The following is a 13,993-nucleotide window of genomic DNA, read 5'->3' as shown; positions in this document are numbered from 1 at the left end:
TGCAAATAATTTTTCAAATATTTTACTTATAAAGTATTTCTATCCGGAAACCTATTGCCGGGGCCTGAGCGCTATGGTATTCCCCGTTATATATAATAACGGTAGCATGCCGGTTCCCTTTCTGATATGACATAACCATGTAATTGCCGGGTGCTATGTTTCCGGACACTTTTTCCCAGCCGGCCTGGGCCATCTGTTCCTCATACCAGTTGAAAAGTTCTCCAGCGCTAACATCACTGCGCCGTGAGGAAATCAGCAGCTTACCGCCTACCCCTGCGTATTCCGCAGGCATCCAGGCTTCACCAGCCATAATACTGGCCTTTTGGGGAACACTCCAGGTAAACCCGGGATATTTAGGCAAATCGGCGGGTTCTTTGGCAATCATGTGTAAATTATGTCCCTGGTCATGGCAGGCCAGACAATTGGTATTTTTTGTATTAATTGCATACTTAACAGTTTCGCCGGCGTCTTTTTGGTGACAGATATTACATCCTTTAGCCTTGTGAAACTGTTGCTCGCCCAGGATAGTGTCGGAGTGACAGGTCTGACAGGCCGCATCCAGCCCGTTTGGGTGTGCCGGGTGCCCGCCGCCGGCATCAAGGTTCAGATGACATGCGCTGCAGGCCGAATTCTTCTCGGCGATAGCCTTTTGCACCTGTGGATCGGGATTATTATGACAGGTAAAACAGGTCAGTTGGTTGCCGTTGCCATCATACCGGCGAGCATGTTCCCTGGTCAGCGTAGTGGCATGGCACATGGTACATCCCTGCGATGTTGTTGTGTGCCTTCGTGAAACATCACTGATACTGTGTACAGGCGGAATACCTGTCGTCCATGTCTTGCCATGGCACTCCATACAACTGTCCGTATCCTGCGCCCCGTGAAGAGGCGGATTTGCTACCGGCAGCCCTTGGTTATGGTAAGCGCTTGGGTAGGTGGTAGCGTTGAAATGGCATTTATAACAATCGTCCAATGGATATGTAGGATTGGATGGCGATAGATTTGTACCGTGGCATTTACCGCAATTATTCATGGGATGACTGGTTCGGGCGTGGCACTGCTGGCAGGTTGCATCATTCATGGAAAAAGTCATTTCAGTATAAGTGTTGATAAAAAACTTCCAGGAAAATTGCGCCTGATTGCCTGCAGTATCACGGGCCTTGACCAAGACCGTGTGCCAGCTTTCATTAGGCAGTTCATTTTCCGGCGTAAAGTTTATGACCCCAGATGCCGCGTCAAATACAGCGTTTACCCTAGTGCCGTCAAGATACATTTCCACTGAGCCACTGTCAACGGCTGTATTATCGGTAACCTTGGCAGATATAAGAGGTTTTAATTCCGTTACGGTAGCATTGCCCTCGGGCTGTATGGGGGAAATTTGCGGTGGTTCTGATATTGTGAAGTTCCATTGTTTGGTAGAAGAATTCCCCGCGCGGTCTCTTACCGTGATTGAAACAAAATGACTGCCTTCCACCAGGCTGGCAGGATAATACATTTCCAAGGTGGAATAGTCATCGGTATACTCGTCAATCCATCCATACTGCTTGATCGGATTGACCAGGTTGCCGTCCAGCAGCATTACAACGGAGTTGTAATCGATAAAATCGGGGTCAACTGCCGTTAAAGCAATAGTTACTCTGCCTGATTTTATTACCGCTCCACCCTGCGGAAAAAGGTTAGTAAACGAGGGACCGTTAGTATCGGCAAAGGCAAGGGCCGGAACGCTCAGAATAAAGATACTGAAAACCACTAGAAACAGCAATAATGGAAACCTCGGCTTGTCCTGTAGCGAAGTGCGGTTCATCACATTGCCTCCCCTTGTTGACATATCATATATGTCGTTGATTTTCCCTTTTCCCTCCTTTCTAGCATGTCCAAATGTACTGACCAATTTCGACAATTTTCCTCAATATTCCTGCCAATACAGCAGAGGTAATTTATGCCAAATTATTACTTTGGCATGGTGCGACTTTGCACCCACAACTTCACCCAGTGCCTGAAAGCAAAACCGGTCGGGAAACATCCTATTTCCCGACCCAGTATATGGCACAAATGTATTCTCCCAGAATAGTTGTAAATGGTTTTTGGAGCAGGGCTAAAATCCCCTTATGTAATTTTATCTTTAATCCGGGTCGGGTAGGACCCATTTTCCCCACCGGGGCTTGCTTTTAGCTTACGCAACCCAATTGCCGCCACGCCAACGGCATTATCGGAACTCATGGACGGTTCGGCAAAGAAAAGCCTGGCTCCTACTGCCCGGTGCTCCAAGCGCTCCCGCAACCGGGATCTGATATAGTAATTGGCGGTCACTCCGCCTACCAGGAGAATGTCTATCACACCTGTCTGTTCTATAGCCCTGCGCAGGACCTTTTCCAGAGAATTTGCTATACACTGTTCTACACCGCGGGCAACTTCAGTTGCATCTGCCCCGCTGCTGATTAAGCGCTGCGCCATTGTCTCCGGACCGGAGAAACTTATTTCCAATCCGTGTACCGATGAGGGAATAGGTATGGCGCCGGCAGCCCTACGGGCCAATTTTTCCAGTTCCGGGCCCGCCGGGAAAGGTAAACCCAAAGCCACCCCTATCCGGTCAATGAACTGGCCGGCATTTAAATCTTTTGTTCCCCCGAGCAGGCGGATGTCAAACATCATATCCGCTGATTCCCCTTGTTGGGTGACCCGCAGGACTTCCGTAGTTCCTCCTGATAAATGTACCGCTAAAAATTCCCTGGCCGGAAATATGCCTATCGACCACAACCCCGCCATAATATGCCCTTCCTGGTGGCTGGTAGGGATAAAAGGCACGCCCAGCAACCCGGCTATAGTCCGGCCGTAACTTTCCGCCACAGTAAATACGGGCATATAAGAGCCTTCCACCGGGCGTGGCCTGACGCTGGCCGCAACCCCTAGTATCAGCTTTCTTCTGCCTGGTATTTCCCAAAGATTATCAAAGAGGTTTTTGATGTTTTGAATATGCTGAAATACGGCGTTGCTCTGCTGCAGACCCCGCGCACCGGCAGGAACATCAAGCAGCTTCCTCTGGTCCGCCACCAATCCTCCGCCTGTGTCCAACAGAGCAAGAGAAGTGGTGTAACAACTTGTATCAATGCCCAAAACCAACCCCATATGGCTACACTCCTGGTTCGGTCCTTTTGAACTGCTCCATATTTTTGGCCACATAGCCCAAAATGCCGTTTATAAACTTGCCTGAATCAGCCGTGCTAAAATCCTTACCCAGCTCAATGGCCTCGTTTATGGCCACATTCTTCGGCACATCTTCCCGAAAAAGCATTTCATAAAGGGCCATGCGAATAATATTCCTGTCCACATTAGCCATTCGGTACAAATCCCATTCATTAGAAACTTCTCTGATGATGTCATCAATATACGCGCGGTTTCTTAACGTGCCCTGGACCAGTTCCCGGCAGAACTTTTGGGCATTTTCACCTATGTTGAATTCCGAAAAAATGTATTCATAAGCCTTTTCTTCTTCCACTCCGGCCATTTCTATCTGGAAGAGAACCTGTAAGGCCGCTTCCCTGGCTTTTCTCCTGCTCATTGATAACCTCCTGTCTGTAACTATAAGTAGTATAACCTTACAAGGTCAAAAAATTTCTGTTACCCGGCAAACCAAAACACCCCCGCCTAAATGGCAGGGGCCGGCTGCTAATAACCTCTGAAAAACCTTCTGACAGCCATCAATATATCCTCGTCTTCATCGACCTTTTTGCCGATAAAATAACCCAGTACAATTAATATTATAACAAACAAGGTTTTCAACAAGCCGTATTCAATAACCATCCAGCCTAATAGAAGGCCCAGGGTTACACCCAGTATTTTTCCTAAATGCATTCCCAGAAAATCCTGCCAAGACCTGTCTCGCATTATTCATTCCCCCTAATTGACCCTATCCCTGACCTTCATGTCAGTAGCAATATTTTCCACCAATACCTTAACGGCATGTACATTAACCCCGGCAATACGTTCAAGGTTCTCTTTGACTTTTTCCTGAATTTCATCGGATACCTGTGGAATAGCCAAATCAGGCGCAACAATAACATGAATAAATACCCCTATCCCCTCCGGGCGGGAAATAATCCTGGGCTGAACTTCACGGATACCCCGCACCTGCAGCACGGATTTTTTGACAATGTTTTCCAGGGCCTGCACCGTAATACGTACCTGTCCCATAGCCGATTCTTTGATCAGGGCATGCATTACCTCATTTTTTGTGCCACAACTTTTAATCAAAAACTTTAAACTGATAAGAATAAATACTATAGCGACCAGTCCTACCGCAATTCTTTGGTCCTGCTTAAAGAGGGCAAATTCCAAAAGGTCGAGAGGAGTTGTCCATCCAGCAGCCACTAAGCCGACCACTACAAACAGGATAACCATGCTTAGACTGTACAATCCCAATAACAAACGGTCAAAAAAATTCACGAGCAACACTCCATTCGGGTTCTTCAAATACATAAATTTACATTACCAAATAATTTGAACCCCCTGAGTGTTCAGGGGGAAAAAACTACTTTACTCTATGTTCTTCTTCCTTGGGTTCAGGTGTGGGAAAAACCACTCCCTGGATATTTATGTTTACTTCCACGACTTTCAGTCCGGTCATGCTTTCAATGGCCCGTTTGACGTTTTCCTGTATTTGATGAGCAACATCGGGAATTCGCACACCAAATTCCACAATTACAAACATGTCGATAGCCGTTTCTTTTTCACCTACTTCTACTTTAACGCCCCTGGACAGATTTTTCCGTCCCAACATCTCAGCAATTCCACCGGCTAAGCCTCCACTCATGCCCGCTACCCCTGGAATTTCCGTCGCAGCCAGGCCGGCAATAATCGCTACTACTTCATCCGCAATGCGGATTACACCCAGTTCTGTTTCGTGCCTTTCAATGAGCTCTTTCTTTTCCATAACCGACACCTCCCGGTCGAATTGCTTACACCAACTATAAACATATTATACCAAATTGTAAACTTCTATTCAAGAAAAGCGCGCATCTATTCTTGTCATGCGCGCTAGTCAAACCTTCTGCCGCCAATTCTAATCTTCCTGCAAGACGCGGCGCTGAATAAAATTGGTATAAAAGTCCCCCCTCTGGAAGAAAGCATTATCCACAACCACCAAATGGAAAGGAATCGTGGTTTTTACCCCTTCTATTTCAAATTCCTGCAGGGACCGGCGCATTCTCTGAATAGCCTCTTCCCTGTTGCGTCCCCACACAATTAGCTTGGCTACCATCGAATCGTAGAAAGGCGGAATGGTATAGCCTTCGTATACGGCGCTGTCTACCCGTACTCCCATGCCACCCGGCGGGACGTACTTTATCACCTTCCCGGGCGAAGGCATAAAATTTTTGGCCGGGTCTTCGGCATTTATCCGGCATTCGATAGCCCACCCGTTGATTTTCACATCATCCTGCGTATAGCCCAATTCTTCACCGGCAGCAATCCTGATCTGTTCTTTAATCAGGTCAATTCCCGTGACCAATTCAGTGACAGGGTGTTCTACCTGAATCCGGGTATTCATTTCAATAAAATAAAAATTATTATCTTTATCCAGGAGAAACTCCACAGTACCGGCATTGCTGTAATTTACTGCTTTTGCCGCGCGCACAGCCGTTTCACCCATTTTTTTCCTCAGTTCAGGGGTCAGGGCCGAAGAAGGAGCTTCTTCCAGCAATTTCTGGTTTCTTCTCTGGATAGAGCAGTCACGCTCACCCAGGTAAACTGTATTGCCGTAATTGTCAGCCAGAATCTGAAACTCAATATGTCTCGGTTCTTCCACATATTTCTCGATGTAAACTTCAGCATTGCCGAAAGCTGCCTCGGCTTCTGCCTGGGCCGTTTGAATGGCTTTGATCAGGTCATTTTTGCTCTGGGCAATGCGCATGCCTTTGCCGCCACCGCCTGCTGAAGCTTTAATAATAACCGGGTAACCGATTTCCTGGGCAATTCTGACCGCTTCTTCTTTATCAGTGATAACTCCTTCAGTACCGGGAACAACAGGTACCCCGGCCTTGATCATGGTTTCCCGCGCTACTGCTTTTGCGCCCATATTTTCCAAAGCGGAAATAGACGGCCCGATAAACTTTATACCGCAGCTTTCGCATATTTCCGCAAATTCGGCGTTCTCAGCCAAAAACCCGTAGCCGGGATGGATGGCATCGGCTCCGGATACTTCTGCCGCCGCTATGATATTAGCTTTGTTCAGATAACTCTTACCTGAGGGAGCAGGACCTATACAAAAAGCTTCGTCTGCCAAACGGACATGTAAAGAATCCCGGTCTGCTTCCGAATATACAGCAACAGTCCTGATGTCCATTTCTTTGCATGCCCTGATAATCCGAACGGCGATTTCTCCCCTGTTGGCAATCAGAACTTTTTTAAACATTACACACCTCCACCGTTGTAGCTTCAAGTAATATCACCGCCGGCCACTGACCACCGGTCACCGGCGCTATTTATGCTTTTTCAACAAGGAACAAAGTCTGTCCGTACTCCACCGGCTGTCCGTCTTCAACCAGAACCTCGACAATTTTGCCCGCTACTTCCGATTCTATTTCATTCATCAGTTTCATTGCCTCAATTATACAAACGGGCTGTCCTTCGGATACCATTTGACCTACTTCCACAAAAGGCTCCGCGTCAGGCGCCGGGCGGCGGTAGAAAGTCCCAACCATGGGAGCCGTAATCGGAATAAGGTTGCTGGTATCCCTGGACTTTTCAATTACCGGTTTGGGCGCTTTTTCAGCTTTCTCCGCCTGCAGGTCGCCTGTAGCTTCGAAAACCGGCGCGCCTAACTGTCCGGTGCTACCCTTTTTGATGGCTACCTTAACCCCGGCGCTTTCCAGGTGCAGTTCGGTAATATCGGTCTCCCCAAGCAGTTTGATTAATTCCTTAATTTCATTGAGATTCACTTCTTCAACCCCCTTCGATACATTGGATGATGATACTTGTTGTATACCTGTTTGTTCCGCAACGGCTTCTTCTATTACCTCATCCGGGATATCATCATCGGCATCATTTTCGTGATTCTTACGCCATTCAAAAAACTTCAGCGCCACCTGTGGGAACAAGGCATATGACAGGACATCCTCTTCTGACCGGGCAATGCCTTCCACTTCTTTCCTTAGTTTATCCATTCTGGGTTCCAATAAATCAGCAGGGCGGCACTTAATCATATTGGTTTTGCCCTCACCAAGTATTTTCTCAACTATTTCTTCTTTAATAGGTACAGGAGGATTGCCATATTCCCCTCGTACGTACGCTTTCACTTCACCCGGCACCAACTTGTATCTTTCTCCTGTTAATACGTTTAACACTGCCTGGGTACCGACAATCTGGCTGGTAGGAGTGACCAGAGGCGGGTAACCAAGGTCTTCCCGAACCCGGGGGATTTCTTCAAGCACTTCGTGAATCTTATGCAATGCCTTTTGTTCTTCCAGTTGGGACACCAGGTTGGAAATCATGCCGCCGGGTACCTGGTGATCAAAGACACGCATGTCCGTAATTCTGGTAACACCCCGTTCAAAACCGTGCCGTTTCCTTAAATCTTCGAAATACTTGGCCACTTCAAACAAAAGATGGATATCGAGACTTGTATCATAGGGAGATTCCTGGAGAGCCCTTACTACCGTTTCCACAGGCGGTTGAGAGGCGCCAAAAGCCAAAGGTACCGATGCCGTATCAATCACGTCGGCCCCGGCTTCAACACCCTTCAGATAGGCTCCGACAGCCATACCTCCAATGTAATGGCAGTGCAATTGGACAAGGATATCAACCTTTTCCTTAATCATTTTAACCAATTCATAAGCTTTGTAGGGTGATAAAAGTCCGGCCATATCTTTTATGCAAATGGAATCAGCGCCCATTTGCTTGAAAGCCAGCGCCGTTTGCAGGTAATGTTCCAAGGTATGTACAGGACTGACAGTATAGGAAATCGCCGTCTGTACATGGGCCCCGGCTTTTTTGGCCATTCTGATAGGCACTTCCAGGTTGCGGGTGTCGTTTAAAGCATCAAAAATCCTGATAATGTCAATACCGTTTTCCACAGCCTTATAACAAAAAGCTTCCACTACGTCATCGGGGTAATGCTGGTAACCGACCAGCGACTGCCCCCGCAGGAGCATCTGCAGCTTAGTCTTTTTGAAATATTTCTTCAAAGTCCGCAGGCGCTCCCAAGGGTCTTCGTTCAAGTACCGGAGGCATACATCAAAAGTCGCTCCGCCCCATACCTCTAAAGAATGGTATCCAACCTCATCCAGCTTCTCAGCAATGGGGAGCATATCCTCAGTTCGCATCCTGGTGGCCCATAAGCTTTGGTGAGCGTCACGCAGCGTCGTATCCGTAATCTCCACTTTATGGCACATGCTATCTCCTCCCACCGTAAAGTTCTGTCCTTCACAAGTGAAACCAAAAAACAATACAAAATCTCAGGCAGTCAAGGACAACCTGAGAAACAATACATCCGGTTTACGAGGCATACCCTTACTTTTATTAATTATATTAGGTGTTTAACCTTATTTCAATAGATTAGAAGCAAGTATACAATATAATATATAGGCCTTCCGTGAAGTCGCAACTTATTGTTTCACCGGTACTGTGCTTATAGAAACAGCGCTTTCCTCTATGTTGGCGATGCGGTTTACTATTCCCTTGATTTTATCTTCTTCTTCAGGTGCAAGCTTCGTGGTCTGCACTATAACGGTGGCTGATTTGTCCTGTAAAAATACTACGGCATCCTTAAAACCTTTGGCCCTGATCATGTTTTCTATCTCCATTTCTTTTTCCAGCAACTGGGATATCTGCAGTAACCTGCGCTGGGCCTCTTTGCGTACGTCTTCTGTGGAATTGGCGTTGTTCACTATCTCCCTGAGCAAATCTATCTGCTGTCCACGGGCCCTGTCTCTCTGCATCCTGTACTCGATAAAAAACTGGCTTTTGACAGTTTCCTTCCGGTTGTACCCGGTTGCATTCCATCCCTGCCCGTCGGCAGCTCCAGGAGTCTCCTCTCCTCCCTGTCCCCTGACTGCCTGCCCGACGGCAACCTTCAGGTTGTCATTAAAAGGTAAAGCCTTATGTATCTCCGCTGACCCGCCGGCGTTAAAAGAAGCGCTCAAACCGATTAGTCCCACCACAACAACCAGGGCAACTACGGTAAAAGTCAGCCGCCAAATGAGTTTTTTGGAAAAATATACCGATTTCATGCACATCACCTACTCTCTTTTGGTAAAACTACCACCCGGTGTGGCGAGACGTTGAGGAAAACCTGTACCGCATCCAGCAACCGGGCTTTGATTTCAGGGTCGTTGGCGCCTTCAGCCACAACTACTACGCCCTGTACCTGAGGCTTGATCTCTTTTTTCACCACGGGGATTTCCTTGTTCCCCTCACCTTCCCTGATCAATACCAATTGACCGTCTTCATTCAGTTCTGTCACTGTGCGGTTGCCGCCCTTTTGATCGGTCTCCTGGGTGGTTTTGTTACTGGTGGAAGTATTAACAGCATATTCATATTCCATGGTAGAAGCCAGGTTAACCGTGGCTTTTACTTCGCCTGCGCCGTCTATCTGGGAAAGGATTTCTGCGAGCTTCTCACTGATGGCATTTTCTGCATCTGTAATATCGGTTCCCGAAGAAATATGCTGTTCTGCCCGTTGGCCGGAACTACCGCTTCCGGAATCCGCCGTAATTTTCACCTGCGGTTTTTGCTGTCCGAAATTATTGGCAAGTACTATAAGCATAAGGCCAAAAGCGCCAATAATGGTAAATAAATTGAATTTGTTTATTTTTTTGTCTGCCCCGTCCTTTCGCTCATTTCTGCCAAAAAAAGAAATCAGTTGGTCAAAAAATTTGTTTCCCAAAATTACCCCCCCTGCTCATTTCCCGGAAAAAACAATCTTTATGTTATCCGGGTTAATTCCGTAAAAATCAGCTAATACACCCTGCAGTTTTATTACGTCCTTATTTTGGGTCTCACCGGTCTTACTTTTTTCCTGGGCGCCGCTTACGTTGATTTCTACCGGTTTTACACCCACACTGCCTGAGCTGTTGCCGCCCGCTTGAGGATTTTTTCCCAAGTAGACAACAATTTCTTTCAATTGGCCGAAATTGGCTGCCTCAGGGTTATCCTCTATATCAACCACCACCTTTTGAACCGCCGCGCTCCCATCTAACCGTGCCAAAGCGGAAACTTGCTGAGAGATTTTTTGGGCATAGTCCTTTAATGCAGCCCGTTTCATTTCACTGTCCAGAGATTTACCCTTCCTGAGCAGACTATTGAGATCTTCACCCCTGTATTCAGCCGGTGAAACAGTTAAAATGGAAAAATCCCTGTTCAGGAAACCAAGGATAGGATTTAAAACGGCCACAATTATAAACAGGCCCATCACCAATTTAATATACCTGCCCAGGTTGGAATTGGGGATAACCATTTCCAGTAAAACATTTAACAAAACAATAATTAATACATTTTGCACAATCTCTTTTAATATATCCATAACCCAAGCTACCTTCCCCGCAGGATTTTATCTCATCATCAGACTTACATTTCCGGTCCCAAGGACAATGGCGATGACGAAAAAAAACATAATTCCTACGGAAGATACTGCTGCGAAAACAAGTCCCAGGCTGTTTCCCATTGTGTTTAACGACTCTACCAGTTTAGTATCGCTGATAGGCTGGCTAATCGCCGCCGCCACCCTGAAAATGAGCATAATAGACAGAATCTTTAAGGCCGGAAATATACAGATGAAAAAAATGGCGATAATCCCTACCAGGCCGACGACATTTTTAAGCAGCAAAGAGGTGCCTACCACTGCATCAAGGGCATCAGCAAACATTTTGCCCAAAACCGGCACAAAGGCCCCGGTGGCGAATTTGGCAGTTCGCAGGGCAACACCGTCAGCCACTGAACCTGCTATGCCCTGCACACTGAGAAACCCTAAAAATACGGTAAAAAAAAGTCCCATTAATGCCATACTCCATTGTTTCATCAAACCGGACATTTTTGATACCTGAAATCTTTCGGAGATATTGCTTGTCAAACCTAATACCGCCGAGAAAAAAATTAGGGGAAAAACAATATTTTTAATCAACGTGCTAATACTGCTGAGAACAGTAACGGTCAGGGGATGAAAAAGCGCCGCCGAAGTCAGGTTACCCATAGCCGTTAACAAGGTGATTAAAACAGGCAACGTAGCCTGCATGAAAGAAACCATGTCGCTTATTGCTTCTCTGCCGATACCAAGGGCGATACCGAAGGACTTTAGCGCCAAAATAAACAAAGTCAGGTAACAAACTGTCCAGGCAACTTTGCCCACCGTTCCTTGTTCAAAAGCCGACTCGATATTCTGTAAAACGGCGCATATCACCGTTAAAACCAGGAGTTCACCTAACAGTTTGGAATTGGCTATGATTTCATGAAACAAAAACTTCAAAAGCCCCGTTAATATGTCGGTAAAACCAAACTTAAATTCACCTCTGGCTATTTTGCCGATTAAGGAGCGCAATTCAAGTTGGGGAACATAATCTGCTATTTCCCTGTTGATTTCGTCCAGGTATTTTTCCATCTCCCGCAAATCAAGGGCATCAAGTTCCTGTTCTACTTTTTCGGCATTGGCGCTTCTGATGTCTTCTTCAGCGGGTTCAACAGCATAGGCACGGCCCGTAAGAAAGCCTGAAAACAAGGCTAATGCCAGTAAAATTATTACTGCCCAACCTTTTTTATATCTTCCAGCCACTACATCACCCACCGTTTCCGCCGTTAGGGAATTATTTTCATCAAGGTATCAAAAACAGCAATAATTATTGGAATGGCCATAACCATAATCAAAACCTTGGCTACAAACTCTATCTTGGAAGCAATGGCTCCCTCGCCGGCATCCCGGCATATTTGCGCTCCAAACTCGGAAACATAAGCTATTCCAATAATCTTTAGCACAGTACCCATGTAATACATATTGATATTGGCCCGCTGGGCCAGTTGGTTAAATACCACTACCACCGTATTGACCTTACCGATAATAAAGGTGAAAAACATTATGCCCACCAGAAGGCTCAATTGAACGGCAAATTCTGGCCTTTGCTGTTTAATGACCACAATGATTACCGTTGCCACGATGCCTAAGCCCACAACCTTCATTGCATATTCCAAGATACCCAATTCCCAGCACTCCTTAATAAAGATTAAAAACGTCCTTTACCGTGTCAAACAAGTTGGCTATCCTGGGGATAACCATGGCCAGCACGATTACTATCCCCAAGAGTAAGGTTGCAAAGGCATACTCATCCCTACCGGCCTGTTTCAGAACTGTATAAATAACAGTAATAACAATACTGATTCCGGCCAGTTGAAAAATCAGATCGATATCCATCAAATCTCTCCTTTCTCAAAACCCAGGTCATCTTAATAAACCATCAGAACCAAAACCAGGCCAAACAAAAACCCCAGCGATTTCCATACTTTCCCGTTGCTCTGTGCAACTGCCTCAGCCTTGGCTATTTCATACCTGAGTTGTTCTCTGGTTAACTGTAGGTGCTTGCTCTGATCATCCCGGTCAGAACAACCCAAAAAGCCACTGATTCTCTTTAGAACACTCAGGTCCTCTCTGATAAAGGCTAAATCGTAACCATATTTTTCTACCGCCAGATGCCAGGCTTCACCGGCTGTCAAGCCTTCGGCTGAGCAAAGAAAATCACGGGCCGCCAGAAAAATCCGGCCTATTTTTTCATCACAGTTGCGACCGACGTTTTCCATTGCGTCAGGTAGCGGCGTAGCGCCATAAACTATTTCCGTCTCCAGCATTTGCAGGGCCGATAGCATGGCCCGCAGTTGCTTGGGCCGCTGAATATAATGCTGGGCTACAGTCAGTCCTATCCCGCCACAGGCTGCTACGGCCAAAAATGCGCCAATCAGTTTCAACATTTCCCTTCACCTCTTCAAAGACTGCCGGGTTTTACCGTCCAGAATATCTTCCACCGTGCCCACTCCCTTTTCCCGGTTCAAAACAATATAGCGTTCAAAAATGCCCTGTTCTACCAGGTATTTCAGAGCAGGCCTCTGGACCAATTCGCTCAGGTTGGCGCCATGCACTGTGGTCAGGATCTTAACACCGGCATTCAATACTTCTTCCAGGGCAAAAATGTCTTCTTTTCGGCCAATTTCATCGGTAGCTACCACTTTGGGCGCCATAGAACGAATAAGCATAATCATTCCCTCTGCCTTTGGGCATCCGTCCAGGACATCGGTCCTGATGCCGACATCCTTCTGAGGGACACCCCTGAAGCATCCGGCAATCTCGGATCTTTCATCCACCACGCCGACGGGTACCCCATGAAACCCCAAAGAAGGTACTCCATTGCTCAATTGGCGGACAATATCTCTCAGCAACGTAGTTTTGCCGCACCTAGGGGGAGAAATTATCAAGGTATGCTGAAACTCTTTTCGAATGGGGTCAATAAGATATGGCATGATGTTATCGGATGCGCCGATGACTTCCCGGGCTATCCGGATATTCAGGCTGGTTATGTATTTAATGGTTTTAACCTTTCCGTTATCAATAATAACCCTGCCGGCCAACCCCACACGGTGCCCGCCGGGAACAGTAATAAACCCGTTCCTTACTTCTTCTTCCACTGCGTATATGGAAGAATTGCTCAGCAAATTGGCAGTTTTCTTCAGATCTTCACCGGTCACAGTATAACTTTGCGTAATATCAACGGTAGGTTCTCCTTCCGGTGTAAGAAACAAATCGCCACCGTCATGCCCGATAATCAGCGGGCGGTTTTGGCGTAGGCGGATTTCTTCAGCTCGCCTCATCAATTCATTGGGCACACGGGCCAAAATAGCCCTCAAATTGCCAGGGACCATTTCCATTATTTCCTGGTAAAGCACCGTCTGTCTTGCCATACTTTGTCCCCCTTTCCGTATATAAATATTGCCGAGCCCCGGCATTTATGAATAAAAAATATGGCGA

General features: G+C 46.8%; 16 protein-coding genes. All 16 read right to left on the bottom strand.

From position 1 onward, the window contains the following. Positions 1 to 22 precede the first annotated feature (22 nt). The 16 genes from ACSNJE_RS02915 to spoIIIAA all read right to left on the bottom strand — a co-directional run bounded on the left by ACSNJE_RS02915 (position 23) and on the right by spoIIIAA (position 13,926). Positions 23 to 1,804: a hypothetical protein gene (locus ACSNJE_RS02915; RefSeq protein WP_495251956.1), complete on the bottom strand. Its 1,782-nt coding sequence runs from the start codon at positions 1,802 to 1,804 to the stop codon at positions 23 to 25. A 302-nt stretch (positions 1,805 to 2,106) separates the two neighbouring features. Further along, entirely contained in the window at positions 2,107 to 3,126 is a 1,020-nt protein-coding gene (locus ACSNJE_RS02910) for a tRNA (adenosine(37)-N6)-threonylcarbamoyltransferase complex transferase subunit TsaD (protein WP_495251955.1), read from the bottom strand. 4 nt (positions 3,127 to 3,130) lie between these two features. After that, positions 3,131 to 3,559, bottom strand: a complete 429-nt coding sequence (nusB, locus tag ACSNJE_RS02905; protein WP_013120577.1) for a transcription antitermination factor NusB — start codon at positions 3,557 to 3,559, stop codon at positions 3,131 to 3,133. Between the two features lie 107 nt (positions 3,560 to 3,666). Further along, positions 3,667 to 3,885 carry a DUF2273 domain-containing protein gene (locus ACSNJE_RS02900; RefSeq protein WP_474773111.1) on the bottom strand — a complete coding sequence of 73 codons (219 nt, stop codon included), beginning with the start codon at positions 3,883 to 3,885 and terminating at the stop codon, positions 3,667 to 3,669. Between the two features lie 12 nt (positions 3,886 to 3,897). After that, positions 3,898 to 4,443, bottom strand: a complete 546-nt coding sequence (amaP, locus tag ACSNJE_RS02895) for an alkaline shock response membrane anchor protein AmaP (RefSeq protein WP_495251954.1) — start codon at positions 4,441 to 4,443, stop codon at positions 3,898 to 3,900. Positions 4,444 to 4,528: 85 nt separating this feature from the next. After that, positions 4,529 to 4,930, bottom strand: a complete 402-nt coding sequence (locus tag ACSNJE_RS02890; protein ID WP_474773112.1) for an Asp23/Gls24 family envelope stress response protein — start codon at positions 4,928 to 4,930, stop codon at positions 4,529 to 4,531. Between the two features lie 129 nt (positions 4,931 to 5,059). Next, a complete protein-coding gene (gene accC / locus ACSNJE_RS02885) occupies positions 5,060 to 6,409 on the bottom strand; it encodes an acetyl-CoA carboxylase biotin carboxylase subunit (RefSeq protein WP_052216642.1) in 1,350 nt (449 codons plus the stop codon). A gap of 70 nt (positions 6,410 to 6,479) precedes the next feature. Continuing rightward, complete coding sequence (accB, locus tag ACSNJE_RS02880) at positions 6,480 to 8,387, bottom strand: acetyl-CoA carboxylase biotin carboxyl carrier protein (RefSeq protein WP_495251953.1); 1,908 nt, start codon at positions 8,385 to 8,387, stop codon at positions 6,480 to 6,482. Between the two features lie 213 nt (positions 8,388 to 8,600). Then, positions 8,601 to 9,224, bottom strand: coding sequence for a SpoIIIAH-like family protein (locus ACSNJE_RS02875; protein ID WP_461570006.1), 624 nt, complete (start codon positions 9,222 to 9,224; stop codon positions 8,601 to 8,603). Positions 9,225 to 9,229: 5 nt separating this feature from the next. Further along, entirely contained in the window at positions 9,230 to 9,880 is a 651-nt protein-coding gene (spoIIIAG, locus tag ACSNJE_RS02870) for a stage III sporulation protein AG (RefSeq protein WP_495251952.1), read from the bottom strand. 15 nt (positions 9,881 to 9,895) lie between these two features. Next, complete coding sequence (spoIIIAF, locus tag ACSNJE_RS02865; protein ID WP_495251951.1) at positions 9,896 to 10,516, bottom strand: stage III sporulation protein AF; 621 nt, start codon at positions 10,514 to 10,516, stop codon at positions 9,896 to 9,898. Between the two features lie 27 nt (positions 10,517 to 10,543). Next, complete coding sequence (gene spoIIIAE, locus ACSNJE_RS02860; protein ID WP_242843535.1) at positions 10,544 to 11,758, bottom strand: stage III sporulation protein AE; 1,215 nt, start codon at positions 11,756 to 11,758, stop codon at positions 10,544 to 10,546. 23 nt (positions 11,759 to 11,781) lie between these two features. Next, complete coding sequence (spoIIIAD, locus tag ACSNJE_RS02855; protein ID WP_461570004.1) at positions 11,782 to 12,180, bottom strand: stage III sporulation protein AD; 399 nt, start codon at positions 12,178 to 12,180, stop codon at positions 11,782 to 11,784. Between the two features lie 13 nt (positions 12,181 to 12,193). Then, positions 12,194 to 12,391 (bottom strand): stage III sporulation protein AC, encoded by a 198-nt coding sequence (gene spoIIIAC / locus ACSNJE_RS02850; RefSeq protein WP_013120588.1) that lies wholly within the window; start codon positions 12,389 to 12,391, stop codon positions 12,194 to 12,196. A 32-nt stretch (positions 12,392 to 12,423) separates the two neighbouring features. After that, on the bottom strand, positions 12,424 to 12,942 hold the full coding sequence (locus tag ACSNJE_RS02845; protein ID WP_052216636.1) for a stage III sporulation protein AB: 519 nt from the start codon (positions 12,940 to 12,942) through the stop codon (positions 12,424 to 12,426). A gap of 6 nt (positions 12,943 to 12,948) precedes the next feature. Then, positions 12,949 to 13,926: a stage III sporulation protein AA gene (gene spoIIIAA, locus ACSNJE_RS02840; protein WP_052216635.1), complete on the bottom strand. Its 978-nt coding sequence runs from the start codon at positions 13,924 to 13,926 to the stop codon at positions 12,949 to 12,951. Positions 13,927 to 13,993: the final 67 nt, after the last annotated feature.

Source organism: Thermincola sp. GK-1 (assembly GCF_059412445.1).
This window is presented reverse-complemented; position numbering and strand designations above follow the sequence as displayed.